Annotated in this window: 33 protein-coding genes; 22 read left to right on the forward strand and 11 right to left on the reverse strand. The window is 36.3% G+C overall.

What is annotated here, in order from left to right:
- Positions 1 to 2: 2 nt before the first annotated feature.
- The 9 genes from comGC to BAMA_RS24890 all read left to right on the forward strand — a co-directional run bounded on the left by comGC (position 3) and on the right by BAMA_RS24890 (position 3,729).
- Positions 3 to 308: a competence type IV pilus major pilin ComGC gene (comGC, locus tag BAMA_RS10705; RefSeq protein ID WP_034638885.1), complete on the forward strand. Its 306-nt coding sequence runs from the start codon at positions 3 to 5 to the stop codon at positions 306 to 308.
- Positions 305 to 739, forward strand: a complete 435-nt coding sequence (gene comGD / locus BAMA_RS10710; protein WP_034638886.1) for a competence type IV pilus minor pilin ComGD — start codon at positions 305 to 307, stop codon at positions 737 to 739. The genes comGC and comGD overlap by 4 nt, the downstream gene beginning before the upstream one ends.
- Positions 729 to 1,046 carry a type II secretion system protein gene (locus BAMA_RS10715; RefSeq protein ID WP_034638888.1) on the forward strand — a complete coding sequence of 106 codons (318 nt, stop codon included), beginning with the start codon at positions 729 to 731 and terminating at the stop codon, positions 1,044 to 1,046. Before comGD ends, BAMA_RS10715 begins: the two co-directional genes overlap by 11 nt.
- Positions 1,036 to 1,470, forward strand: a complete 435-nt coding sequence (gene comGF / locus BAMA_RS10720; protein WP_415782881.1) for a competence type IV pilus minor pilin ComGF — start codon at positions 1,036 to 1,038, stop codon at positions 1,468 to 1,470. Before BAMA_RS10715 ends, comGF begins: the two co-directional genes overlap by 11 nt.
- Positions 1,467 to 1,844 carry a competence type IV pilus minor pilin ComGG gene (gene comGG / locus BAMA_RS10725; RefSeq protein ID WP_034638892.1) on the forward strand — a complete coding sequence of 126 codons (378 nt, stop codon included), beginning with the start codon at positions 1,467 to 1,469 and terminating at the stop codon, positions 1,842 to 1,844. The genes comGF and comGG overlap by 4 nt, the downstream gene beginning before the upstream one ends.
- 1 nt (position 1,845) lies before the next feature.
- A complete protein-coding gene (locus BAMA_RS10730) occupies positions 1,846 to 2,343 on the forward strand; it encodes a shikimate kinase (protein ID WP_034638894.1) in 498 nt (165 codons plus the stop codon).
- Positions 2,344 to 2,380: 37 nt separating this feature from the next.
- Positions 2,381 to 2,581, forward strand: a complete 201-nt coding sequence (locus tag BAMA_RS10735; RefSeq protein ID WP_034638960.1) for a YqzE family protein — start codon at positions 2,381 to 2,383, stop codon at positions 2,579 to 2,581.
- Between the two features lie 681 nt (positions 2,582 to 3,262).
- The gene (locus BAMA_RS10740; protein WP_034638896.1) at positions 3,263 to 3,490 is read left to right on the forward strand and encodes a hypothetical protein; all 228 of its coding nucleotides are present in this window, start codon (positions 3,263 to 3,265) and stop codon (positions 3,488 to 3,490) included.
- A gap of 92 nt (positions 3,491 to 3,582) precedes the next feature.
- Positions 3,583 to 3,729 (forward strand): hypothetical protein, encoded by a 147-nt coding sequence (locus BAMA_RS24890; RefSeq protein WP_200874674.1) that lies wholly within the window; start codon positions 3,583 to 3,585, stop codon positions 3,727 to 3,729.
- Between the two features lie 53 nt (positions 3,730 to 3,782).
- On the opposite strand, the gene BAMA_RS10745 is transcribed toward BAMA_RS24890, so the two are convergent.
- Both BAMA_RS10745 and BAMA_RS10750 read right to left on the reverse strand, forming a co-directional pair.
- The gene (locus BAMA_RS10745) at positions 3,783 to 4,577 is read right to left on the reverse strand and encodes a YqhG family protein (protein ID WP_034638898.1); all 795 of its coding nucleotides are present in this window, start codon (positions 4,575 to 4,577) and stop codon (positions 3,783 to 3,785) included.
- Positions 4,564 to 6,246 carry a DEAD/DEAH box helicase gene (locus tag BAMA_RS10750; RefSeq protein WP_034638900.1) on the reverse strand — a complete coding sequence of 561 codons (1,683 nt, stop codon included), beginning with the start codon at positions 6,244 to 6,246 and terminating at the stop codon, positions 4,564 to 4,566. Before BAMA_RS10750 ends, BAMA_RS10745 begins: the two co-directional genes overlap by 14 nt.
- Positions 6,247 to 6,505: 259 nt before the next feature.
- Between BAMA_RS10750 and gcvT the strand changes: the two genes are divergently transcribed.
- From gcvT to BAMA_RS10775, 5 genes are all read left to right on the forward strand, one after another.
- Entirely contained in the window at positions 6,506 to 7,606 is a 1,101-nt protein-coding gene (gene gcvT / locus BAMA_RS10755; protein WP_034638902.1) for a glycine cleavage system aminomethyltransferase GcvT, read from the forward strand.
- Positions 7,607 to 7,626: 20 nt separating this feature from the next.
- Positions 7,627 to 8,970 (forward strand): aminomethyl-transferring glycine dehydrogenase subunit GcvPA, encoded by a 1,344-nt coding sequence (gene gcvPA / locus BAMA_RS10760; RefSeq protein ID WP_034638904.1) that lies wholly within the window; start codon positions 7,627 to 7,629, stop codon positions 8,968 to 8,970.
- Positions 8,967 to 10,442, forward strand: a complete 1,476-nt coding sequence (gcvPB, locus tag BAMA_RS10765; RefSeq protein ID WP_034638906.1) for an aminomethyl-transferring glycine dehydrogenase subunit GcvPB — start codon at positions 8,967 to 8,969, stop codon at positions 10,440 to 10,442. The genes gcvPA and gcvPB overlap by 4 nt, the downstream gene beginning before the upstream one ends.
- A 248-nt stretch (positions 10,443 to 10,690) precedes the next feature.
- Positions 10,691 to 10,906 (forward strand): DUF3929 domain-containing protein, encoded by a 216-nt coding sequence (locus BAMA_RS10770; RefSeq protein ID WP_034638908.1) that lies wholly within the window; start codon positions 10,691 to 10,693, stop codon positions 10,904 to 10,906.
- Positions 10,907 to 11,125: 219 nt separating this feature from the next.
- Positions 11,126 to 11,317, forward strand: a complete 192-nt coding sequence (locus tag BAMA_RS10775) for a hypothetical protein (protein ID WP_034638910.1) — start codon at positions 11,126 to 11,128, stop codon at positions 11,315 to 11,317.
- Between the two features lie 179 nt (positions 11,318 to 11,496).
- Here the strand turns inward: BAMA_RS10775 and BAMA_RS24515 are convergent, their stop codons facing one another.
- The 5 genes from BAMA_RS24515 to BAMA_RS10795 form a co-directional block, all read right to left on the reverse strand.
- Entirely contained in the window at positions 11,497 to 11,658 is a 162-nt protein-coding gene (locus BAMA_RS24515; protein WP_157405987.1) for a hypothetical protein, read from the reverse strand.
- A gap of 90 nt (positions 11,659 to 11,748) precedes the next feature.
- Positions 11,749 to 12,063, reverse strand: coding sequence for a DMT family transporter (locus tag BAMA_RS10780; RefSeq protein ID WP_034638911.1), 315 nt, complete (start codon positions 12,061 to 12,063; stop codon positions 11,749 to 11,751).
- 1 nt (position 12,064) lies between these two features.
- Positions 12,065 to 12,397, reverse strand: coding sequence for a DMT family transporter (locus tag BAMA_RS10785; protein ID WP_034638912.1), 333 nt, complete (start codon positions 12,395 to 12,397; stop codon positions 12,065 to 12,067).
- 85 nt (positions 12,398 to 12,482) lie between these two features.
- Positions 12,483 to 13,076: a TetR/AcrR family transcriptional regulator gene (locus BAMA_RS10790; protein ID WP_200874677.1), complete on the reverse strand. Its 594-nt coding sequence runs from the start codon at positions 13,074 to 13,076 to the stop codon at positions 12,483 to 12,485.
- An 83-nt stretch (positions 13,077 to 13,159) separates the two neighbouring features.
- Complete coding sequence (locus BAMA_RS10795; protein ID WP_034638914.1) at positions 13,160 to 14,137, reverse strand: LacI family DNA-binding transcriptional regulator; 978 nt, start codon at positions 14,135 to 14,137, stop codon at positions 13,160 to 13,162.
- Positions 14,138 to 14,750: 613 nt separating this feature from the next.
- Here BAMA_RS10795 and BAMA_RS10800 point away from each other — a divergent pair.
- Entirely contained in the window at positions 14,751 to 15,299 is a 549-nt protein-coding gene (locus BAMA_RS10800) for a hypothetical protein (RefSeq protein WP_034638915.1), read from the forward strand.
- Positions 15,300 to 15,327: 28 nt separating this feature from the next.
- On the opposite strand, the gene BAMA_RS10805 is transcribed toward BAMA_RS10800, so the two are convergent.
- Positions 15,328 to 15,714 (reverse strand): rhodanese-like domain-containing protein, encoded by a 387-nt coding sequence (locus tag BAMA_RS10805; RefSeq protein ID WP_034638918.1) that lies wholly within the window; start codon positions 15,712 to 15,714, stop codon positions 15,328 to 15,330.
- A 169-nt stretch (positions 15,715 to 15,883) separates the two neighbouring features.
- Here BAMA_RS10805 and BAMA_RS10810 point away from each other — a divergent pair, with 169 nt between their 5' ends.
- Complete coding sequence (locus tag BAMA_RS10810) at positions 15,884 to 16,720, forward strand: lipoate--protein ligase family protein (protein WP_034638919.1); 837 nt, start codon at positions 15,884 to 15,886, stop codon at positions 16,718 to 16,720.
- 88 nt (positions 16,721 to 16,808) lie between these two features.
- On the opposite strand, the gene BAMA_RS10815 is transcribed toward BAMA_RS10810, so the two are convergent.
- The gene (locus tag BAMA_RS10815; protein WP_034638920.1) at positions 16,809 to 17,690 is read right to left on the reverse strand and encodes a hypothetical protein; all 882 of its coding nucleotides are present in this window, start codon (positions 17,688 to 17,690) and stop codon (positions 16,809 to 16,811) included.
- A 264-nt stretch (positions 17,691 to 17,954) separates the two neighbouring features.
- Here BAMA_RS10815 and splB point away from each other — a divergent pair, with 264 nt between their 5' ends.
- Together splB and mntR are read left to right on the forward strand one after the other, a co-directional pair.
- On the forward strand, positions 17,955 to 18,980 hold the full coding sequence (gene splB, locus BAMA_RS10820) for a spore photoproduct lyase (RefSeq protein ID WP_034638921.1): 1,026 nt from the start codon (positions 17,955 to 17,957) through the stop codon (positions 18,978 to 18,980).
- Between the two features lie 288 nt (positions 18,981 to 19,268).
- A complete protein-coding gene (gene mntR / locus BAMA_RS10825; RefSeq protein WP_034638922.1) occupies positions 19,269 to 19,697 on the forward strand; it encodes a transcriptional regulator MntR in 429 nt (142 codons plus the stop codon).
- A 50-nt stretch (positions 19,698 to 19,747) separates the two neighbouring features.
- Here mntR and BAMA_RS10830 read toward each other — a convergent pair whose 3' ends face one another.
- Both BAMA_RS10830 and BAMA_RS10835 read right to left on the reverse strand, forming a co-directional pair.
- Complete coding sequence (locus tag BAMA_RS10830) at positions 19,748 to 20,152, reverse strand: SA1362 family protein (protein WP_034638923.1); 405 nt, start codon at positions 20,150 to 20,152, stop codon at positions 19,748 to 19,750.
- Positions 20,153 to 20,232: 80 nt separating this feature from the next.
- A complete protein-coding gene (locus tag BAMA_RS10835) occupies positions 20,233 to 21,156 on the reverse strand; it encodes a DUF1385 domain-containing protein (protein ID WP_034638924.1) in 924 nt (307 codons plus the stop codon).
- Positions 21,157 to 21,412: 256 nt separating this feature from the next.
- Between BAMA_RS10835 and BAMA_RS10840 the strand changes: the two genes are divergently transcribed.
- The 4 genes from BAMA_RS10840 to efp are packed head-to-tail and all read left to right on the forward strand — an operon-like array spanning position 21,413 to position 24,034.
- The gene (locus tag BAMA_RS10840) at positions 21,413 to 21,898 is read left to right on the forward strand and encodes a YqhR family membrane protein (RefSeq protein ID WP_034638925.1); all 486 of its coding nucleotides are present in this window, start codon (positions 21,413 to 21,415) and stop codon (positions 21,896 to 21,898) included.
- Between the two features lie 53 nt (positions 21,899 to 21,951).
- Positions 21,952 to 22,395 carry a type II 3-dehydroquinate dehydratase gene (aroQ, locus tag BAMA_RS10845; RefSeq protein WP_034638926.1) on the forward strand — a complete coding sequence of 148 codons (444 nt, stop codon included), beginning with the start codon at positions 21,952 to 21,954 and terminating at the stop codon, positions 22,393 to 22,395.
- Positions 22,395 to 23,456, forward strand: a complete 1,062-nt coding sequence (gene pepQ / locus BAMA_RS10850; RefSeq protein ID WP_034638928.1) for a Xaa-Pro dipeptidase — start codon at positions 22,395 to 22,397, stop codon at positions 23,454 to 23,456. The genes aroQ and pepQ overlap by 1 nt, the downstream gene beginning before the upstream one ends.
- 20 nt (positions 23,457 to 23,476) lie before the next feature.
- A complete protein-coding gene (efp, locus tag BAMA_RS10855) occupies positions 23,477 to 24,034 on the forward strand; it encodes an elongation factor P (protein WP_034638930.1) in 558 nt (185 codons plus the stop codon).
- The last annotated feature ends 25 nt before the right edge of the window (positions 24,035 to 24,059 follow it).

Here is a 24,059-nt window from a genome sequence, read left to right on the forward strand (position 1 = left end):
ATATGAAAAATGAAAAAGGGTTCACCTTATTAGAAATGTTACTTGTTATGCTTGTTATTTCTGTTTTGTTACTTCTTATTATTCCAAATGTGATTAAACAAAAAGATTCTGTTCAAGGAAAAGGATGCGATGCATTTGTGAAATCTGTAGAAACACAAGTTGAAACGTATAGATTAGAGCATGATACAATTCCAACTGTACAAGAGTTGCATGAGAAAAAATATATTACAAAAGATGCTTGTCCAGATGGGAGAACGATTTCAATCCATCCTGATACTGGCCTTGTTGAGGTAGAAGGCGAATCGTGAAAGAAGAGGGATTTACTTTACTAGAGATGTTGCTCGTTCTTGGAGTCATTTCAATATTAAGTGTCATAACATATTTCAATCTTTATCCACTATATGAAAAAAAGAAAGCCGAACAATTTGTTGAGCAATTTTCGCAAGATGTTCTACTTATGCAGCAGTTTGCAATTAGCCATCGGAACTATTACACGTTACGATGGTTTCCTCACCAATCTATGTATAGCATTTCAGCGACGGGCGGTAGTAAACCTGTATTTCAAAGGTATTATGATGAAGCTATAGAAGTGGATTTATACACATTTCCAAATCCAATGACGTATAGTTCAACTGGCAACATTAATCGAGGCGGAACGATTATCATTACGTATAAATCACTCACGTATCGCATCGTATTTCAGCTTGGTCGGGGGAGATTTACGTATTATGAAATGTGAGAAAGGATCTGTCATGCTTGAAATGCTAGTGTCGTTAATTTTACTTATGATGGTAGCATCACTTATATTCCCGCAAACACTTCTTATTATGAAGGAACGAAAAAATATACAGATGAAGTATAAAGCACAAGTATTATTGCAAGAGGAAGCAGCTTTATATTTGTATGAAAATGGAGAAATGTTGCCGAAAGTAAAAGAAGAAGAGGGGATAACGTATATGCTAAGGTGGGAAGATGAAAAAGTTTGTGTATTATGGGAAGATGTAAGGCAACATGAAATGAAACGGTGCCGTTATGTTGAAAAATAAACAAGGATTTACATTGCTTGAGATGTTGCTATGTTTATTTTTTTTATCATTGTTTCTTTTATTATTTCCACGGTTACACCTATTATTTGTTGAAGTTCCACACGCAGAGCAAATTAGTAACTGGGAGTGGAATGTTTTTTTGCATCAAGTGCAATTAGAATTCCATGATGTAAGTAAAGGACGTGGAAGTGGAAGGATAGTTATATTTCAATCAGAGAGTGGAAATACGATTATGTATACGACTTCAGGAAGCAGAGTTGTCCGGAAAGTGAACGGTGAGGGCCATGAAGTATTGTTGCAAAAAGTAAAATATATATCTTATGAATTAACACCACATACATTATGGATACGTGTACAAGATGAGAGTGGTAAAATCCTTCATGGTGTGGTAACGCGGTACTCTTCTTTAGAGGTATCAATGTGAAAAACGAACATGGATTTACAATGCCAGGTACATTAGTGCTCCTCTTTTTATTATTTTCGTTTTTTATATATGAAGTAAATGCACTTGTGACAGATCAGATGTTTTATGAAGAAGCTGAAACTTTGTTTATATTAGATGAAGTAATGCAACAAGCTGTTATTGATGTGAAAGATGAAGTGATAGAAGAAGAGGGACAAGGAGAAGTTTTTTATTCATACAAAAGTGGAGATGTAATAGGAAGTTATGTAGTTGAAGAAAGAGTTGCTTTTATTACATTGCAATGTATTGTAAAAGGAAATCAATCATATACAGTTAATTTTCAGTATAATAAAGAAAATGGCAGCATTACAAACTGGAGGGAGACAACAAGTTAAGATGAAAGCGATATATATTACAGGTTTTATGGGAGCAGGAAAAACAACCGTAGGTAAAGCTTTAAGTGAGGTGCTGGATCTTCCAGTTATAGATACGGATCAAGAAATTGAGAGGAAATATGGGAAAATCATTCGGGATATTTTTGCGGAGGAAGGGGAAAATGTTTTTCGGCAATATGAAAGTGAAATGTTACAATCTGTGCCGACAATAAATACAATTATTACAACAGGAGGAGGGATTGTTGAAAAGGAAATCAATCGAAGTTGGATGGCGAAACATGGAATTAATATTTATTTATATTGTGATCCACATGTTATTGCTGCACGTCTTCATGAAGATATAACAAGGCCGCTATTTCAAAAAGAAAATATTGAAGCGTTTATTGAGAAATTTAAACAGCGTGAGCCACTTTATGAAGAGGCAACAATCAAAGTGAATACAACTAATAAACAAGTTAAGGATATTGTAAAAGAAATTAAGATGAAGATTAATGTGTAAAGAAAATGGGCATACTCATGTAGTAGAGGTGAGTAAAATGTCTACAAATGATTATATAAGATATGTTACACAACAATTTGTGTCGTATATGGATGTACCAAAAGAAGATCGGAAGCAAAAGCGTCAACAGCGCCGTGCAGAGCGTGAGCCATTTTTAAATCGCTGGTTTGGAATTGTTCCGTTTAGTGCTGCTTTTGTATACGAGAGAGTGAAGAAAAAACGAAAAAAATCTAGTTAACAATTGTAATAAATTACAACTAGAAATCGTTATATATGTCATAGTAAAATTTATAGCGCCGAGATTTTTCGTCATAAATCGACGCTATACCTAAAAATAACGCCATGGACCTTGGTCTTGGCGTTATTTTGATGTAAGGGAATTTCAAGAGTGAGTTACTGTTTGAGGAATCAATATGTAAATGTTGATTAAAGTGAGAATTATTTGATAAAAAATATTAAATTAAAAAGATTTTAATGTAATATTGACTTTAATATTGTGATTTATATATAATTAATTAAAGAAGGCAAGCTTTTTCTTTTGGACAAGTAATATGCCGGTGCTGCGTAAACGTCTTCAGTACGTACAAAACGTAGAATAAAAAGAAATTTTATCCGCTATTTCCGTTTACTATTTATGTAAGCTCTCAAGTTAGGGTGTCGTCTATGATGAATAGTGAGATAAAAATATAATATAAAAACGATTGTCTCTAGCGAGACAATCGTTTTTATATTATAATAAGTAAAACGCTTACATTTTAAGAGCGTATGTTCACAAAATTGTTTAAAATTCATATTATAACTATGTCTATGTTGTTTTATAATAAGGCTAAGTAATTATATGAGTACAATATACAATACTATGAAATAAATAATATGTAACATATATAAATGTAAACGCTAACAAAAAAGAGGTGGGAATATGAGTAAATTTTTCTTTAATCATAATTTAGCTACAGTAGAAGATGGAAAGTTGATAGAATATGCGGAAACGATTTATGGAACAGGCGGCCGTTCTGTATTAGAAAATTTAAAAGCAAAAGCGTCGATTCGTTTACGCGAGCGTTATCCGAATAAGTCTGATGAGCAAATCTCTTTTCTTGTTCGAGAAGGACTGCATAGCATGTTTCAAAAATATGTAAGTGAGTAAAAAGGGAAGGGAAACCGTCCCTTTTTATTTTGTATAAAGAGGTCTTCTTTAGCTGAAAATACGAGAGACGAATAGGAACGGAGGTGAATTATATGAGCAACGGAGCAGGTGGATCGAAAAAGAATCGTGAGACTGACGCAAACCACGTGAGTGCAAAACAGCGAGAATATCAAAAGCGAATGACAAATATTCAACAACAAGAACATAATGATGGCCGTAAATACAATGGAAAAATATGAATGAACATGCCCGCGTAGAAACAAATGATTATAACTATGTGGGCATGTTTTCTTTAAGTAAGGAAATGATCACCTTTTATATAAAAAATTCCACCATTTATAATTTGCATTGCCACGTATGGTTCGTATTGTTCCTGTAATGCTTGCTTTTCAATTTCATAGCTTTCAGGGAGTTCTTCACTTTCTTCATAAAATTTACCGAGTAGCTGTAAATCATGATTCCAACGCTGCCGCGCTTCTTCAGCCCACGTATGATCCTCTTTTGCAATGACCGTTTTTAATGTTTCTTCGATTCGATTTAATCCACTTCCAGGCTTAATAATTGGAGAAAGTGTAAAACAAAAATCAGGGATTTTTGGTGTAAGCTGAAGTGCTGCAATCGATTCATGAAAGTTTGTAATCATGGCACCAGAGATGAGATGAATACCGATTGAATGGAGCACATCTCGTTTTCTGTCACACTGATAAGAGACTTTTATATTGACACCAAGCCATGGATGAAGAGGTGTATTTGTTCGTCCGTTTGTTTGAACATCTTCAAATAAACGAATATAAGCACCTAAATTTTTTGTTGTTTCAAACATTTGATGTAAACGTGGTGAACCGTAATGGATAAATTCACTGTCTTTGTCATCCTCTTTTTGGATGGTTGTAAAAGAAAGACGCATTGGGTTAGGAATGCCGCCTGTTTTTTCAAGGTAGTGCCAATAAAATGGACGATTCATTAATAATTTATCCATCTCGATTGTTAATTGTACATCGAGTAAAGAAGGCGAACGCTGTAAAATTTCGCATTCATTTGCCTCAAAAAATCGCCATAAATAATCATAAATTTCATGTTGCTGCATAGCCCTGCACCTCAGCTTCACTTCTTCTTGCAAATTCAATAATGGAGGTTAAGTTTTCCATTTTAATGCGAATTTCTCCTTCGCTTTTTGACTCAGCGAAAATCTCCTGTATGTGCGCATCGATATTTTTCATATTAATACGTGTTAAAATGTCGTCAAGTTCACCGATAACACGCTCAAACAGCTGTATTTTTTCGTATAGTAGTTTCAAAATATGCTCTTCAACGGTATGCTTCGTTGCCAAATTATAAATATGCACATCATGTTTTTGACCAAGGCGGTGAATACGACCAATTCTTTGCTCAAGTCGCATCGGATTCCAAGGGAGATCATAGTTAATCATATGGTTACAAAACTGTAGGTTAATCCCTTCTCCGCCAGCTTCCGTTGCAATTAATACTTTTGCATGGTTTTGGAACAATTCTTTCATCCAATCTTTTTTGCCACGTTTAAATCCACCACGAAATGGAACGGAAGAAATACCATGTTGTTTTAAGAACCATTGTAAATACATTTGTGAAGCTCTATACTCTGTAAAAATTACCACTTTATCATCAATTTCTTTAATAATTTCTAATGCCTTTGCTGCTTTTGAATTTGAGGAAATACAATTGATTTTCTCCATTAATACGTTAATATGTGGATCTGGTATGTATTCCCCGTTTTCTTTTTGTCTTTTTTCTATATGTTTTTTTAATGAAAAGTAAACAGCTTCGCGACTGCTACAAGCTTCTCGCTTTAGCGTTAAAGCGGAAAATGCAGAAGTAAAAGCATCGCCAGTTCTCCAACTTTCAATCGCATCATATAAGTCTCGTTCTTGGTCATTAAAATCAATAAACATCGTATGTACATGGCGCTTCGGCCAATCAATCCCAGTATCGTTGCGTCGGTTTCGAACCATTACTTTATTAATGAGCGCCTTTAAATGTTCGTCAGACTCAGCTGTTCTATTTTTAGAAGCATAGTATTCCTCAAAGTTTGATTGATTCCCAAGGTGCCCTGGTTTTAGTAAGGATACAAGATTAAAAATTTCATCAATTTTGTTTTGAACGGGTGTTGCAGTTAGTAGTAAACAAAACTTTTTCTTTAGCCGCTGTGCGAATTCATAGTTTTTTGTTTTATTATTTTTTAATTTATGTGCTTCATCAATAATAATAAGGTCGTATTCTAAACTTAGTACGATATCGCGATGCGGGTGCCGCTTTGCTGTATCAATCGAAGAGACGATAACATCACATTGTTCCCATGAATAGCTTTTCTTTTGTGCAACGGCGGGAATGAAAAATTTTGTGTTTAACTCATATGCCCACTGTGAAACAAGAGAGGCTGGAACGAGTATTAGCACCTTTTTTACAAGGCCGCGCACCATATATTCTTTTAAAATTAATCCAGCTTCAATTGTTTTCCCAAGTCCAACTTCATCTGCTAATATTGCTTTTCCATTCATCTGTTCAATGACAGTTTGTGCAACTTCAAGCTGATGTGGAAGCGGTGTGAAATGTGATAAATGCTTTGGAGCTTGTAAACCATCAAAGGTCGGAACAAGTAATGATTTTTCTGTTTCATAAGCTAATTGAAATAGCTCCCAGTTTGTCCATGGCCCATCATCTTCCATTCGCTTTAAAAAACTTTCTTTCCACGAATGATCCACTTTAATTTCAACATTCATAATAACTCTCCTACCTTCTATAAATTCTAAATTATTTTTTAAGCTAGAATATTGATGAAATAGAACGAAAAATGTTAGGATAATGGTGTGAAATGTGTGGAATCTTTCGTATTTTGTCCAAGAGAGTAGTTTTTTATTACGCTTTCATGAAAAAAAATAGTGAGATTCCGTATATCCCACTGTTTCTGAAAATTAAACGTTTCGATGTGGGAAGCTTCTTTTCATAGATTTGTCATAGACAGCGCAAGGGGGAGAGAACATGATTACATTACAACGTACACCACTATATGATGTGTATGCGAAGTATGGTGCAAAAACAATTGACTTTGGTGGTTGGGAGCTACCAGTTCAATTTTCTAGCATTAAAGAAGAGCACGAGGCTGTTCGCAGTGCAGCGGGTCTTTTTGATGTTTCTCATATGGGAGAAGTAGAAGTAAAAGGTCCAGATAGTTTAGCATTTTTACAACGAATGATGACAAATGACGTGTCTATCTTAAAGGTAGGCGGAGCTCAATATACGGCGATGTGTTATGAAGATGGTGGCACAGTAGATGATTTATTAATCTATAAGAGAGATGAAGAGGATTATCTACTTGTTATTAATGCTTCTAACATTGAAAAAGATTACGAGTGGTTAGCGTCTCATGTAGAAGGTAATGTGACAGTAACAAACGTTTCACCTGAAATCGCTCAGCTTGCAATTCAAGGACCAAAAGCAGAAAGTATTTTGCAGAAAGTAACGTCAGAAGATTTGAAAGAAATTAAGTTCTTTAAATTTAAGGACGATGTTGCAATTGATGGAATTCCAGCGCTTGTATCACGTACAGGTTATACAGGTGAAGATGGATTTGAGATCTACTGTAAGAGCGAAGATGCAGAAAAGATTTGGGATAAACTTCTTGAAGTAGGGGCAGAAGATGGATTAAAAGCGTGTGGACTAGGGGCTCGTGATACACTTCGCTTTGAAGCGACACTTCCTTTGTATGGTCAAGAGTTAACGAAAGAGATTACACCAATTGAAGCTGGTATTGGCTTTGCGGTGAAGACAAACAAAGAAGTAGAGTTCTTTGGAAAGAAAGTGTTAAAAGAGCAAAAGGAAAACGGTGCGCCTCGTAAATCAGTCGGCATTGAAGTGATTGAACGCGGAATTCCTCGCAGTCATTATCCAGTATACATTGGTGATGAAAAAATTGGAGAAGTAACGAGTGGAACACAATCTCCTACTCTGAAGAAAAATATCGGCTTAGCACTTATCGATGTAAAATACGCGGTAGTAGATACTGAAGTAGAGATTGAAATTCGTAATAAACGTGTCAAAGCAATCGTTGTACCAACACCATTTTACAAACGTTCAAAGTAATCGGGAGAGGGGTAGATTTCATGTTACATCGTTATCTTCCAATGACAGAAGAAGACAAAAAAGAGATGTTACAAACGATTGGTGTACAATCAATCGATGAACTATTTTCAGATATTCCAAAAAGCGTTCTATTTCAAGGGGAATTAAATTTAAAGCAAGCAAAATCAGAGCCGGAATTATTAAAAGAATTATCTGCGCTTGCTAGTAAAAATGCAAACTTAAAAGACTATGCTTCTTTCTTAGGAGCAGGTGTTTATGACCATTATGCACCAGTAATTGTTGATCATGTTCTTTCTCGTTCAGAATTTTATACAGCATATACACCATACCAACCAGAAATTTCACAAGGGGAACTACAAGCAATCTTTGAATATCAAACGATGATTTGTGAATTAACTGGTATGGATGTTGCAAACTCTTCTATGTATGACGGTGGTACAGCGCTTGCGGAAGCAGCAATGTTAGCAGCTGGACATACACGTAAAAAGAAAATCCTTGTTTCAAAAGCAGTTCACCCGGAATCAAGAGCTGTTCTTGAAACATATGCAAAAGGTCAGCGTCTTGAAGTTGTTGAAATCGACTATAAAGACGGTGTAACAGATTTACAGGTGCTGCAAAGTGAAGTAGATGACAGCGTTGCTTGCGTAATTGTTCAATATCCAAACTTCTTTGGTCAAGTAGAGAAGTTAGCTGACATTGAAAAGATTGTACATAAGCAAAAATCGTTATTTATCGTTTCTTCTAATCCATTATCATTAGGAGCATTAACACCTCCTGGTAAACTTGGTGCAGATATCGTTGTTGGTGACGCGCAGCCATTTGGTATTCCAACGCAGTTTGGTGGCCCGCACTGTGGTTACTTTGCAACGACAAAAGCGTTCATGCGTAAAATTCCAGGTCGTCTTGTTGGACAAACAGTAGACTCAGAAGGTCAGCGCGGTTTCGTATTAACATTGCAAGCACGTGAGCAGCATATTCGTCGTGATAAAGCGACATCTAACATCTGTTCAAACCAAGCATTAAATGCATTAGCAGCTTCTGTTGCGATGACAGCGCTTGGGAAACAAGGTGTAAAAGAAATGGCTCGTCAAAACATTTACAAAGCACAGTACGCAAAACGTCAATTTGAAGCGAATGGCTTTACAGTAACGTTTAGCGGTCCATTCTTCAATGAATTTGTTGTAGACTGCAAACGTCCAGTACAAGATGTAAACGATGCGTTGCTGCAAAAGAACATTATTGGTGGTTATGACCTAGGTCGTGACTATGCAGAACTTAAAAACCATATGTTACTTGCTGTTACAGAGCTTCGTACAAAAGAAGAAATCGACGCACTTGTGAAAGAAATGGGGGATATCCAATGATGAACGAAAATCAACCGCTTATTTTTGAAATGAGTAAAGAAGGAAGAATAGGATATAGCTTACCCCAATTAGATGTCGAAGAAGTAAAGCTTGAAGATATATTTGGTACTGAGTATGTTCGTACAGAAGATGCAGAGCTTCCAGAAGTATCAGAGTTAGATATTATGCGCCACTACACAGCGCTTTCTCGACGTAATCACGGTGTTGATTCTGGATTCTATCCACTTGGGTCTTGTACGATGAAATACAATCCGAAAATTAATGAAAATGTTGCTCGTTTCCCTGGATTTGCTCATATTCATCCACTTCAAGATGAAAAGACAGTGCAAGGTGCAATGGAGCTTTTATACGATTTACAAGAGCATTTAACAGAAATTACAGGTATGGATACAGTAACACTTCAGCCAGCAGCAGGTGCGCATGGTGAGTGGACTGGTTTAATGTTAATTCGTGCATACCATGAAGCAAAAGGTGATTACAACCGTACGAAAGTAATCGTTCCAGATTCTGCGCACGGTACAAACCCAGCATCTGCAACAGTAGCTGGATTTGAAACAATTACAGTACAATCGGATGAGAACGGTCTTGTTGATTTAGAAGACTTAAAGCGTGTCGTGAACGAAGAAACAGCAGCACTTATGTTAACAAATCCAAATACACTTGGTTTATTTGAAGAACACATTTTAGAGATGGCGAAAATTGTCCATGATGCAGGTGGTAAGTTGTATTATGACGGTGCGAACTTAAATGCAGTATTAAGTAAAGCACGTCCTGGAGATATGGGCTTTGACGTTGTTCACTTAAATCTTCATAAAACATTTACAGGCCCACACGGCGGCGGTGGCCCAGGTTCTGGCCCGGTTGGTGTAAAAGCGGACTTAATGCCATTTTTACCAAAACCAATTTTAGAGAAGACAGAAAATGGTTACCACTTTAACTACGATCGTCCGCATGCAATCGGTCGTGTGAAACCATACTACGGTAACTTTGGTATTAACGTTCGTGCATATACGTATATTCGCTCTATGGGTCCAGATGGGCTTCGTGCAGTAACAGAATATGCTGTATTAAATGCAAATTATATGATGAGAAGATTAGCGCCGCACTTTGATCTTCCATTTGATAGACATTGTAAGCATGAGTTTGTATTATCTGGTCGTCGTCAAAAGAAACTAGGTGTACGCACGCTTGATATTGCAAAACGTTTGCTTGACTTTGGTTATCATCCACCAACAATTTACTTCCCATTAAATGTGGAAGAGTGTATCATGATTGAGCCAACAGAAACGGAATCAAAAGAAACATTAGATGGCTTTATTGATATAATGATTCAAATTGCAAAAGAAGTAGAAGAGAATCCAGAAATTGTTCAAGAGGCACCACATACAACTGTGATTAAGCGTCTTGATGAAACAATGGCTGCACGTAAGCCAGTTTTACGTTACGAAAAGCCAGCTCCAGTACAAGTTTAATGAAATATAGAAAAAGAACTCGCAATTGCGAGTTCTTTTTTATTTCTATAAAAAAATGTTAAAGATTTGTGAATTTTACATAACGATAAGGGAAAAACATACTTTTTATACAAATTTGTTGAAAAAGTCCGTTTGATAAAATTGTGTATTTTTGTTAGAATTTTATTGAAATTAAAGGAATATAGAGACGAAATAATAGCTCGCTTTTATACATATGTGAAAAAATGAACAAGGAGATGAAAAAAAGCATGGGTTACAAGCGTTACAAAATGGTATACCATTTGGAGGACGGAAAAACAATTCAAGACATAAAAGAATTTTATTACAGAGATCACAATAAAATGCTTGAGCGTGTTAAGCATCATGTAACGGATAATCAAAATGTAACAGCAATTGACCCACAAGGAACGCTTATTTCAATAGCTTGTGATGATATTGTAAAGGTAGAATTAAACTACTTATAAAGTGAAACTGTACTCAGTGGAGGAGAGGTTTTTCTTAATTGAACGAATCGGCTTTTACGTGTTGTTAACCTTTTACCTAACTTGCTTGCTTTTTTAAAGTTTTGAGATGGGAGTTTTACAGCACATTAATTAGGGATAAAAAAACTTAACCTTGAGTCAACGCTTATTATTCGTTACAATAGGGTGTTGAATGATGAAGTCATGAGAGAGGAGTTCGTTATGGGTAGTAAAAGTCACTTTTATATGTTTATTATTGCTTTTTTACTTGTTACTTTTTTAACGATTTATTTAATTGTTGATAGTAGCTGGTATCATACAGTACACCCAGCATTCCTTATTTTTATGTATATTGGAATTGCGGTTGTCAGCTTTGGAATGAGAGATGAAGTGTTAAATCGCTTTGAAAAGTGATACATATATAAAGACCAACAGGAAAATGTTGGTCTTTTTTTCTTGCAAAAAATACTTATTGTACTTTTCATGATAGCAGGTTTCATATATGTGCTCTCAATGATCACTTCAATAGCTGCATTTGAAGCAAAAGAGTTGTAGTATTACATGATAAAAGAGTACCTTATGAAAAGGCACTCTTATAGAAAAAGATGATGCGCAATAAACTTTGAAACAGAAATACCATCTAACAAATGATACAAAGGCACTCTATAAGTATGTAACGTGAAGCTAAAAAGAACAACAAGTACGATAAAGATGAAGAATAAAAATAGAATATGTTTATGTACAGAAATTTGCATATAATCAGCTCCTTTCTTGGTAGTGTCCCCAAAGAAAAGGAGAATATGAAAAAGTGAGCTACTTTTTTAGAAAAAGCAGCTCGCTTTTGATTAGCTAATTAACTTCAAACCAATCGCACCACATAAAATGCAGCTTAAAAATGTAAGGCGGCGCCAATCGGCAGATTCTTTGAAAATTAAAATACCAAGTAATGCACTACCAGCCGTACCAATTCCTGTCCAAATTGCGTAAGCTGTGCCCATCGGTAATGATTTCATTGCAAGCGATAGGAAGAAGAAGCTGACAGTGAAGCTTGCGATTAACATAAGCTTTGGTATCCAGCTTTTCTTTTCTGTTGCAATTTTCATGAGGATTACACCAATTACTTCGCAAATACCAGCTAAAATTAAAAATACCCATGCCATCTTATGCGGCCTCCTTATCTTGCTTTTCTTCTGTTACTCTTTTTAAACCAATTACGCCAACGAAGATTAAACCGATTAATAAAATCTTCAGAATCGAGAACGGTTCACCGAAAACTAAAATTTCTATTAAAACAATTCCTCCGGCACCAAGTCCAGTGAAGACTGCATATACAGTTCCAACAGGGAGCTTTGCATAAGCTTTAAATAAAAGGTAAAAGCTAATTGCGATTGCAATAATGACACCAATCCACTCTAGTGGTGTTGAAGCTGTTTTTAATCCAATCACCCAAAAAATTTCAATAATACCAGCGATGATAACATAAATCCATTCCATCATTCATTCTCCTTCCTACCAGTCGTTAGTTTGAGGGCTGAAAAATGACGTCTTGCTTATGCAATCCGCCATGTTCACAAAACGATTACAATATATTACTATGTGATAAACCACGCCAAAATACTTTCCAAGATGCAGCTAAACGCACTTCAAAGCGATCAAACCCGGCATATAATAATTCCACCATAAGACCATCAAGTAAGCATAAGTATGCTTCTAGTGCGTCACGAGTTTCAATGTTTTGAAGTAGACCTTCTTCGTTCGCTTGTTCGAATAGTGGGAATAAAAGTTGGCCAATGTGTTCAATATGGTTATTTGCTTTTATAACGATTTGTTCCCGAAAGGCATCGGGAGGGAAATAAGAAGTTCTTAGCCAGAACATGGCTTCTTCGCTTTCTTGAAAGCGATGAGCATAGCCAGTTAACAAATTTAGAAGAATATCTGCAAAAGAAGCCTGTTCAATTTGTGCTGTGTATTGCTGAAAATATTGTATGTCTTTTTGAAGTGCTTCTTCTAAACAAGTAAAGTAAAGTTCTTCTTTTCCTTTAAAGTGTGCGTAAATAGATGGTTTTTTAATCCCAACATCTTGAGCAATATTTGCCAATGATGTTCCTTCATAGCCAAATCGTGCAAAATGTGATAGTGCAATTGCTTTAATACGGTTTGCCGTCATGTGCAGCCCCCTCTACCTACCGTTCGTTAGTTAAACTATAAAATAAATAAAAAAGAAAGTCAAGAAGAGCATCATATGTTATGAGCTCTTCATATTGTTTCACGTTCAATCAAACGAAAGGTTAATTCTTCTGAAGTGCCAGCGATCTGTCCTTTTTGGACTTGCTCATGAAAAAGAGAAAAGGAATAACTTCCCATTGTAAAACTAGGGTGCTCAATTGTTGTAATTTCTAATGCTTCTGCAATAGGGTGATTATCAAATCCTAAAATTGCTAAATCTTCTGGGACACGAAGGCCTTGTTTTTTCGCTTCTGTTACGAGTCCGGCTGCAACCTGATCACTTGCAGCAAAAAGGGCTGTCGGTTTGTTTTTCATGTTTATTATCTTTTGTATGACGTTTGAGCCATCTTGAATGTTATAGCATTCATAAAACATCCAATCCGTTTGAGCGCGCTTTCCAGCGGACTGTAGGGCATGAATGAATGCTTGTTCCCGTTGTTTTGTGTGAATGCTTTTTTCTCGTGCTAAACAAAAGCCAATTTGTTCATGCCCTTTATTAAGTAAGTATTCCATTCCCATTCGAAAGCCTTCGTAATGATTCACAAATACAGATGAGATAAGAGGATGCTCAACTTTCTCACAAGAAACGATTGGTGCAAATTTTGCATAAGGTTCAATTGCACTCCATTGACTCGTCCGTGAGCAAATAATCATGCCGTCAAATTGTTTTGTTTTCATCATTTCAAGGACACGCATCTCTTCAATGCTGTCGTAATTTGTTTGGCAAAGATTAATACGGTAACCAGAAGCTAGCGCTTCCTTACCGATTCCTTCCATAATTGTGCTAAAGTAAGGCAAATTAATGAAGGGAACCATGACACCAATCGTAAATGTTTTTCCTTTTAGTAGGTGGACAGCATTTGCATTTTTTGCATAATTTAGTTCTTCTACTGTATCAAGAACTTTCTTTCTTTTTTCTTCACTTACATATGGATGATCATTTAAGACACGTGAAACGGTTGTGACAGATACGCCGGCAGTTTTTGCAATTTCTCTTATATTTACCATGTATATCCCCCCTTTTATTTTATCCTGGAAAAGTTTGATTGCTTCAATTAACAACCAGTGGGGAATGAATACCCTACTGAGTGAAGTTCTACTTTATTATATATGGAATTTCAAAAAAGTGTTTGATGTATAAGTTTACTTTTTTATCCCGCTATTTGCGGGCTGTAATACTCCCACCTCAAAACTTGAGAGAAAACGAAGAAGTTTAGGTGGGAGATAAACAGCCCGTAAAGGCCCGATTGGTCGGGCTAACAATCAGTGGGGGATGAAGAAAACCCACACTGATTGAAGTTTCACTTTATAAAGTGATGTTGTTTATGTTACTTAAAAAAATTGTGAAAATGTATTGACCTGAAACGCATTTCATCTTGTATGGTACAAGAGAGCGATTTGTTACTGGCGTTACCATTTATACAAGGGCGTAACAGTAACAGATGGCTTCTTTTGTTATGTTATGAAGTTTATCATAGAGGAAATATACATTGCTGCTGATTTTTTTCTGTTGCTGTCAAAAAGTGTGAGATAAACGAGGAAAGTTTACACAGGTAGGGTGACTGTAGAAAGAGAATATGAACATACAAACAAAATGTTTGGTGATAGGAGCGGAGGCAATATGAAAAAGAGTGTCATTTGTTTCATATTTTCTAGCATCTTACTTAGTTCATGTTCTTTTCAACAGTCATCAGTAGGCGAGAAGAAGTTTATTGCAGAAGGAGATATGATGGTAGAGCCAATGTCAGTAGCAGAGGCACAAAGCATTGTTCCGTTTTCATTTCAAGTCCCCACTTTTTTACCATATGAAGCAACAGATGAGATAGAAGCAACAGTTCGCGATATTGAAAAGAACAAAATTGTCATTGATATTAAGTATGAACAGAAAGAGAGAAATCAGGCAGAGTATATTGAGTTGACGATAGCAAATTTTGCGTATAACTTTCCAATTATTGTAGATCAGCAGCTTTTTCAAGAGGAGATACAATTAAAAAAGAATGTGATAGCATATTTTAAAGATCGAGATGATGAAGAAGATTTTGCAACATTAACGTGGCAAGAAGATAAAGTAGAGTATCAACTTTTATACAGAAATGTAGCAGAAGGTAGTACGGAAGAAGTGAAACAAAACTTAATATATATTGCTAAAAATATGGAAAAAAAGAACTAGCTTCTCATAGGAAGTTAGTTCTTTTTGATTAGTTTTTCTTTTTAATCTTACCTGTCCAAACTTTGAATCCACCTTGTAATTGGTAGAATTCTGTAAAGCCTTGTTTTTTTAAATATTGTGCAGCACGTCCAGTACGGAAACCGCTTTGGCAATACATATAAATAGGTTGATCTTTACGAAGTTCTTTATGACGAAGACGTATTTGTGATAATGGAATGTTACGAGCACCTAAAATATGGCCACCATTATACTCGTCCGTTTCACGAATATCGATAAGTTGTGCTTTACGATAACCAGCACGAAACTCTTCTTCTGAAAGTGTTTTAATTAATTTTTTCTGATAGAAGTACATCCATACAGAATAGCCGATAAATGCTACAAGTACGGCTAATATAACAATAACAGTTGTTGACACGGTTTTATCGCTCCCTTTTTTTCTTATCCTCTTTTCAATATTATAATGTTACTATACATTTATGCAACAAGTTCATTGTGCATAAGAAGAAATTTCGTATTCTTTCACAAATTTTGTCGAATTTGATAGACTGAAGAATGAGAGAAAATTAGTATGTATGAGGTGTGGGATGGAAAAAGAAAAATGGTGTTACATAAATTCAGGAAAATGCTCTCCGGCCTTTAATATGGCATTGGATGAATGTTTATTAAATTGGCAAAGTGAAAAAATGATGCCACCAACGATTCGCTTTTATGAGTGGGAGGTACCGACATTAACAGTTGGTTACTTCCAGCGCGTCGCAAAAGATATCGATATGGAAGAAGTGAAACGAAAGGAACTTGGTTTCGTTCGCCGTCAAACAGGCGGTAGAGGCGTTCTTCATGATAAAGAGTTAACATATAGTGTTATCGTATCAGAAGAGCATCCAAGTATGCCAACGACGGTAACAGAAGCATACCGCGTCATTTCACAAGGATTATTAGAAGGATTTAAAGCATTAGGGCTAGATGCATATTATGCTGTGCCGAAAACAGAAGCAGATCGCGAAAATTTAAAAAATCCGCGCACAGGTGTTTGTTTTGATGCCCCGTCTTGGTATGAAATTGTTGTAGAAGGTAGAAAAATTGCGGGAAGTGCACAAACTCGTCAAAAAGGTGTTATTTTACAGCACGGTTCTATTCCGTTAGAAATTGATTTAGATGAGCTGTACGATTTATTCTTATTTCCAAATGAGCGCGTGAAAGAACGCATGAAGAGTATGTTCTCTTCTAAAGCTGTTGCTATTAATGATTTAACAGATCGTACGTTTACAATTGATCAGTTTATTGAGGCGTTTGAAGAAGGGTTTGCCAAAGGGCTTAATATAGAGCTTGTTCCTTATAAATTAACGGAAGAGCAGCTACATGAAGTTGAAACATTAGCAAAAGAAAAGTATGAGAGTGACGAATGGAATTATAAAAAATAAGGAGAGGGCCTAGGCTCTCTCCTTATTTTTTTGCTATGTGTTAAATCGTAATTAGCGGGGAAAAAATCCCTTTGATTACAGCTTCACTTTATAGAAGGTTAAGTACTTTTTCGACTTTAATTCCTTTATCTTGTAAAGAACGTAAACGATTTACAACGTCCATAATTTCTTTATCAAATGCAACACTAATTCCTTGACTAGTTAGTTCGGCTTTTAAGCTTTCAATAGAATCATCTACATCAATTCCAAGTTCGTAGTCTTGACATACTTCTACAGCTTTTTTGACAAGCTTTACATAATTTGTTTGCAGCGCTGAATTTGTTTCAGCTGAAGCTTTTGGAGCAGGTGTAACCGCTTCTTTTTTTGTCATTGAAATCGTTTCCTCTTTTTTTGTAGGCGCTGGATTTGCCTTTTCGATAACCGCTTCTACACGCTTTGGTGAAGGGGCTGGAACTACCTTTTCACTGACTGGTTCTACACGTTTTGGTGGAGCTGGAGTAGGTGCTACAGACGTGATAGGTTCCATCGGTTTTGTAACTGGCTTTGCAACAGGTGTAACTGGTTTCGGAACGTCTACAATCACTTCTTTTTTCGGAGCCGGTTTCTTTTCAACTGGTGTTGCTTCTGTAACATCTTCTGCTACTTCTTCCTTCGTTCCTTTACTCCACATCACGCGTTCGATTTGCAGTGATACATTGTTTTTGTTCATTGCTGTTAACGTCACTTTACCAACTTCAGCATTTCCGGTGAAGTCGACAATCTTATAAATAACGCTTTTGTTCCAATCCACGTTTCCGCTCAAAAATAATTCTTCGTTACATTTTGGCGTCAAGCCCTCGATTTTAATTTCAGCGTTTACACCGTTTTCACTATATACCATGATTAGCGAAGCATTTACATCTTCATCAGCTAACATTAGCTCACGGACCATTTTGCCGGTGCGTACTTCTGTTTTCTTCTTAAGTGACATCAAATTTCCCCTCTCAAATAATCAATAATAATAAAAAATCGCATAACGAAAAATAATTGCTCACGAAGAAATATGATACCGAGAATAAAAGCATCACGTCAACAATTTACTTTAATTATTTTGTATTTTTCTTGTTTCTTTATGAAATTTTTTGATTTGTAAAATTAGACAGGAGAAAAACAGCCTAAAATTTGTAGTGGAAAAGATTATACAGGGTTGCTCTTTCTTTTTCATCTCATACTAAAACGAAAGAGGGGGATTGATATGAAACCGTTTATGCCAAAGCTGATTTATTTTGAACCAGCTGCACTTGAATATCCACTTGGAAAAGAACTATATAATAAATTTACAAGCATGGGGCTTGAGATTCGAGAAACGACATCTCATAACCAAATTCGTGATTTACCTGGCGATAATGATTTGCAAAAGTATCGAAATGCAAAGTCAACGCTTGTGGTTGGTGTGAGAAGGACGTTAAAGTTTGATACTTCAAAACCGTCAGCAGAATATGCGATTCCACTTGCGACAGGTTGTATGGGACATTGTCATTATTGCTATTTACAAACAACACTTGGAAGTAAGCCATATGTTCGTACATATGTAAATTTAGATGAAATCTTTCAGCAAGCACAAAAGTATATGGATGAGCGTGCCCCCGAAATTACAAGATTTGAGGCAGCTTGTACGTCTGATATTGTTGGAATTGATCATTTAACTCATTCGTTAAAGAAAGCAATTGAATTTATTGGTCAAAGTGAATACGGAAGGCTCAGGTTTGTGACGAAGTATTCACATGTCGATCATTTATTAGATGCAAAACATAATGGGAAAACACGCTTTCGTTTTAGTATTAACTCTCGGTATGTTATTAAAAACTTTGAACCGGGGACATCACCGTTTGAAGAAAGAATTGAGGCTGCTCGCAAAGTAGCAGGAGCAAATTATCCGCTTGGTTTTATTGTTGCACCGATTTACATGCACGAAAACTGGGAAGAAGGGTATCGTGAATTATTTGAGCGTTTGCATCATGCATTGAAAGATTTAACATTGCCAAACTTATCATTTGAGCTCATTCAGCACCGATTTACGAAACCTGCGAAAAAAGTTATTCAGCAGCGCTATCCAAATACGAAACTGGAAATGGATGAAGAGAAAAGGAAATATAAATGGGGACGTTATGGTATTGGAAAGTATGTATATAAAACCGACGAAGCTGCAAATTTAGAAGAAACAATTCGAGGTTACATACTGGAATATTTTCCGGATGCTGAAATTCAATATTTTACTTGAAGAATCCATGCTATATACATGGATTCTTTTCAAGAGATGGCTTGTTTGTACCTTGTCATGCTATCTTTTCTGTTGTATGATTTTATTGATTGCTTAGTGCGGAAAACATGACACATCAAGTGAATTTTCAATCAGTCGGGCTTCATCCAGCACGGATTGTTAGTTGAACAACTTGAGTTTTTATAGGCTGTTTACTTTCGATTAAAACTTTTTTGCGTTTTTTTAAGCTTTAAAGAGTATTACAGCCCGTTAAAGCGGAATAAAAATAAAATCGGATGGAGGAAACCAATGCCTACCCCTAGTATGGAAGATTATATTGAACAAATTTATTTGTTAATTGAAGAAAAGGGATATGCCCGTGTATCTGATATTGCTGAAGCTTTGGGTGTACATCCATCCTCTGTAACAAAAATGGTACAAAAGTTAGATAAAGACGAGTATCTTATTTATGAGAAATATAGAGGACTTGTATTAACAACAAAAGGAAAGAAAATTGGTAAACGTCTTGTTTATCGTCATGATTTGTTAGAGCAATTTATGCGCATTATTGGTTTAGATGAAAGTAAGGTTTATAATGATGTGGAAGGAATTGAGCATCATTTAAGTTGGGAAGCAATTGATCGTATTGGCGATTTAGTGCAATACTTCGAACAAGATAAAGAGCGTATCGAAACGCTCCGCAGTGTACAAAAAGCAAATGAAGAACAGGCGCAGTAAAGGAGACAGAAGATGTCTCCTTTTTTACATTATAAAAAAGACCGTACATTCTAAAAAGATGCACGGTCTTTCTTTTTGTTTTTCTTTCCTTCAATAACTGTTAAGTGAGATGGCTTCCGTTTTCGCTTGAGAGGAGAAGGACTGTCCTTCTTTCCTTTTGAATCAGAAGCGTTTCGCTTTAATAATGTATTGCTTAGGGGTGTTACGTTTTTCTTTCCATATTTCTTGTTTGATTGTTTTGCAGCTCGTTTGTAAGAGCTTTGTGAGCCGTTAGCAGAACCGCTAGAACTTGTGAATACTTTGTATAGTAAATAAAATATACCCGCAACGACAAGCATGGTAAGTATATTTTTCACAATATCGTACGGGTCTGTGACAGCCTTTGCAATAAGGCCAAACGCAGCTAATCCAACAATAAGAGAAAATAAAGCGATTAAAAACGTGCGACCGTTCATAGGGAACACCTCCTAAAAAGAACCTGTATTTAGATTAGTTTATTAGCGAAAGGTGAAGGAGTTGACTAACATTATAAAAGTTAGGATTGTTTTCCTTCTAAGCGAAGCAATTCTTCAAATGATGCAATTGCTACTTCAACTTGATCATCTGTCGGTTCTTTCGTTGTTAAAAGTTGTAGCCATAAACCAGGGTATCCAATAGCCTTCAGTACAGGGACATTTCGTAAGCGGTTTGTAAACTGTAACACTTCAAATGAAATGCCAAGTACAACTGGAATGAGTAAAATACGGTTTACAACTCGTAGCCAAAGCGGATCGGTTGGAACGAGAAAGTAAACAAACATCCCAATGATAACAGTAAAGAGAATAAAGCTACTACCGCAACGATAATGTAAGCGAGTTTGACTTTGTACATTTTCTACTGTTAGCGGAAGGTTATTTTCATAAGCATTAATTACTTTATGTTCTGCCCCATGATATTGAAATACACGTTTAATCATAGGGGTTAATGATACAAAGTAAATATAACTCAGGAGTAAAATGAGCTTAATTATACTTTCTACAATAATTTGTCCTACATGAGACGGGAAAATTGGTCTCGTAAGTTCAGCTAACAGTGCTGGTACGGCTGTGAAAATTACTTTTCCGAAAATGAATGATAAAACACCAACTGCGGCTACACCTAGTACCATTGCAAGTTTTGATTCTTTTTCTTTTTCTTTAGCAAGTTTGTCATCGTCTTCAGGATCTACATCGAAGCGTTCTGAGGCAAAATTTAAATGTTTTGCTCCGTTTGCACTTGCATCAATGATTGCTGCAATGCCGCGCAGAAATGGAATCTTTTTTAAAACGGATGAAAATTTATTACGAACGCGAGGCAATCGATAAAATTCAATCGACTCATCTTTGCGGCGAATCGCTGTAACAGTATATTCTCTACCACCGAACATAACTCCTTCTATTACTGCTTGACCGCCATACACTTGTTTTGTCTCTTCTGCCATGTCAACACCAACCTGTATTTGTTTCTCTTCTGTAAAAAGAGGTAAATGATACTCTATCGTATTGTCTATTATGATAATTGTTTCTTATAGTTGACAATCAATGAGTTTCTTTTATTTTATCGACAAATATAAGGGGCTGACAAGAGAAAAAGATAGACAGCTTATACATTTCTTATTATTTTTATAGACAAAATTCGCACTCTTTAAACATGCTTCAAAATAGTTTCGGACATACTAGTGAGCGGAGGTGTCAATTTTGAAACAACAACAGTCTTTAGCAAGGAAAGTTATTGAGATTGGTTTATTTGGCGGTTTGTTTTGGGGCGGAATTTGGTATTTTTTACACATTTTCTCCTTTACGGTAGCAGGACCGAATTATTTTCTTTTACCATTTGCTTTTGGAGGATGGAAAGAGGGAATGTGGGGGAACATTGTTGGCATCATTTGTATGGCAATATTGTCTATTCTTGTCGCATTTTTATATTTGGTGGCTTTTAAAAAGTTTGAAGGTGTCGTGCCAGGTATTTTATATGGGGTTGGTTTATGGATGATTTTATTTTTAGCGATAGGCTCGTTTGCTCCGGTTATAAAAAGTGCAATGGAAATGCCGAGGGAAACAGTGATCACAACGATCTGTATTTTTATTTTGTATGGTGTATTTATTGCGTATTCTGTAGCATTTGAAGCGAATAATGTAAACGAAGGAGAGGGTGAGGAAAAGACAAACTATTCAAATAAGTGATGAGTATGGTAGAATGTTGCATAGACATTCTTTTATATAAGGGGTTTATACATATGAAAAAACTACTCCTCATTAACGGTCCTAATTTAAATCGTCTTGGTGTTCGCGAGGTCGGTATATATGGAAAAGGGACGTTATCATCACTAGAGAGAGAACTGAAGCAACAAGCAGAAACGATGGGAGCGGAGTTAGAATGTTTCCAGTCCAATCATGAAGGAGCAATTATTGATAGCATTCATGAAGCGGATAACGTATACGAAGGAATCATTTTAAATCCAGGTGCATACACGCATTATAGCTATGCGATTCGAGATGCAATTGCAAGCGTTTCGATTCCAGTTATGGAAGTACATATTTCAAACATTCATCAAAGAGAAGAATTTAGGCACGTATCTGTAACGGCTCCTGTTACAGCCGGGCAAATTGTTGGATGTGGTTTTTATGGCTATACATTAGCGCTATATGCATTAATAGAGAAACTAGGGGGGCATAACTAATGGAAAAGTTGACGAAGTTAAGAAGTGCATTTGAAACAGCTAATATTGATGGGATTTTATTAACAAATCATTACAGCCGTAGATATATGACTGACTTTACAGGAACAGCAGGTGTTGTATTAGTTTCTAAGGAACGCTCTTTATTTATTACAGATTTCCGGTATGTAGAACAGGCGCAAAAGCAAACGGCTGGATATGAAATTGTACAACATAACGGTCCAATCATTGAAGAAGTTGCAAAAAGAGTCAAAGAGTTAGGAATTCAAAAGCTTGGTTTTGAGCAAGATAGTCTTACATATAGCTCGTATGCAGCGTATACAAAGGAAGTTGAAGTAGAATTTGTTCCGACTTCTGGTATTGTAGAAAACTTACGCTTGATAAAGACCGATTCAGAGATTAAGATATTAAAGGAAGCTGCACAGATTGCAGATGCTGCCTTTGAACATATTCTATCATTCATTCGCCCAGGCGTATCTGAGATTGAAGTGTCAAATGAACTTGAATTTTTCATGAGAAAACAAGGAGCAACATCTTCTTCGTTTGATATTATTGTTGCTTCTGGACTTCGTTCCGCGTTGCCGCACGGTGTGGCATCTGAAAAGTTGATAGAAACAGGAGATTTCGTTACGTTAGACTTCGGTGCTTACTATAAAGGCTACTGCTCTGATATTACTCGTACAATTGCGGTTGGAGAGCCTTCAGATAAATTGAAGGAAATTTACGATGTCGTATTAGAAGCACAATTACGTGGTGTAAATGGTATTAAAGCTGGTTTAACTGGTCGTGAGGCAGATGCGCTAACACGTGATTACATAACTGAAAAAGGATATGGCGAATACTTTGGGCACTCTACAGGGCATGGAATTGGCCTTGAAGTTCATGAAGGACCGGGACTTGCATCGCGCGTTGACAAAGTACTTGAGCCAGGTATGGTCGTGACAGTAGAACCGGGAATTTACATTCCGAATGTGGGCGGCGTTCGTATCGAGGACGACATCGTTGTAACAGAGAATGGTAATGAAGTATTAACGAAGTCTCCAAAAGAACTTATTATTTTGTAATACACAGGAGGATTTTTTGCATGATTTCAGTAAACGATTTTCGTACAGGTTTAACAATCGCAGTAGACAATGGACTTTGGCAGGTTATGGAGTTCCAACACGTAAAGCCAGGTAAAGGTGCTGCATTTGTTCGCTCTAAACTACGCAACCTTCGCACAGGTTCTGTTCAAGAAAAAACATTCCGCGCTGGTGAGAAAGTAGAAAAAGCACATATCGAAAACCGTCGTATGCAATATCTATATGCAAGTGGTGCTGAGCACGTATTCATGGATAACGGTACGTATGAGCAACTTGAACTTGGTGAAAAGCAAATCGAACGTGAGTTGAAATTCTTAAAAGAAAACATGGAAGTTTCTATCATGACATACCAAGGTGAAGTACTTGGTGTTGAACTTCCAAATACTGTTGAGTTAAAAGTTGTTGAAACAGAGCCAGGAATTAAAGGTGATACAGCTTCTAACGTAACAAAACCAGCTACACTTGAAACAGGTTTAGTTGTACAAGTTCCAATCTTTATTAACGAAGGTGAAACATTAATCATTAACACGGGAGAAGCGAAATACGTTTCTCGTGCATAATAAAAAAAGCACGCGTGAATATCAC

Origin of the sequence: Bacillus manliponensis (assembly GCF_000712595.1) — a bacterium.
Lineage (GTDB): Bacteria > Bacillota > Bacilli > Bacillales > Bacillaceae_G > Bacillus_A > Bacillus_A manliponensis.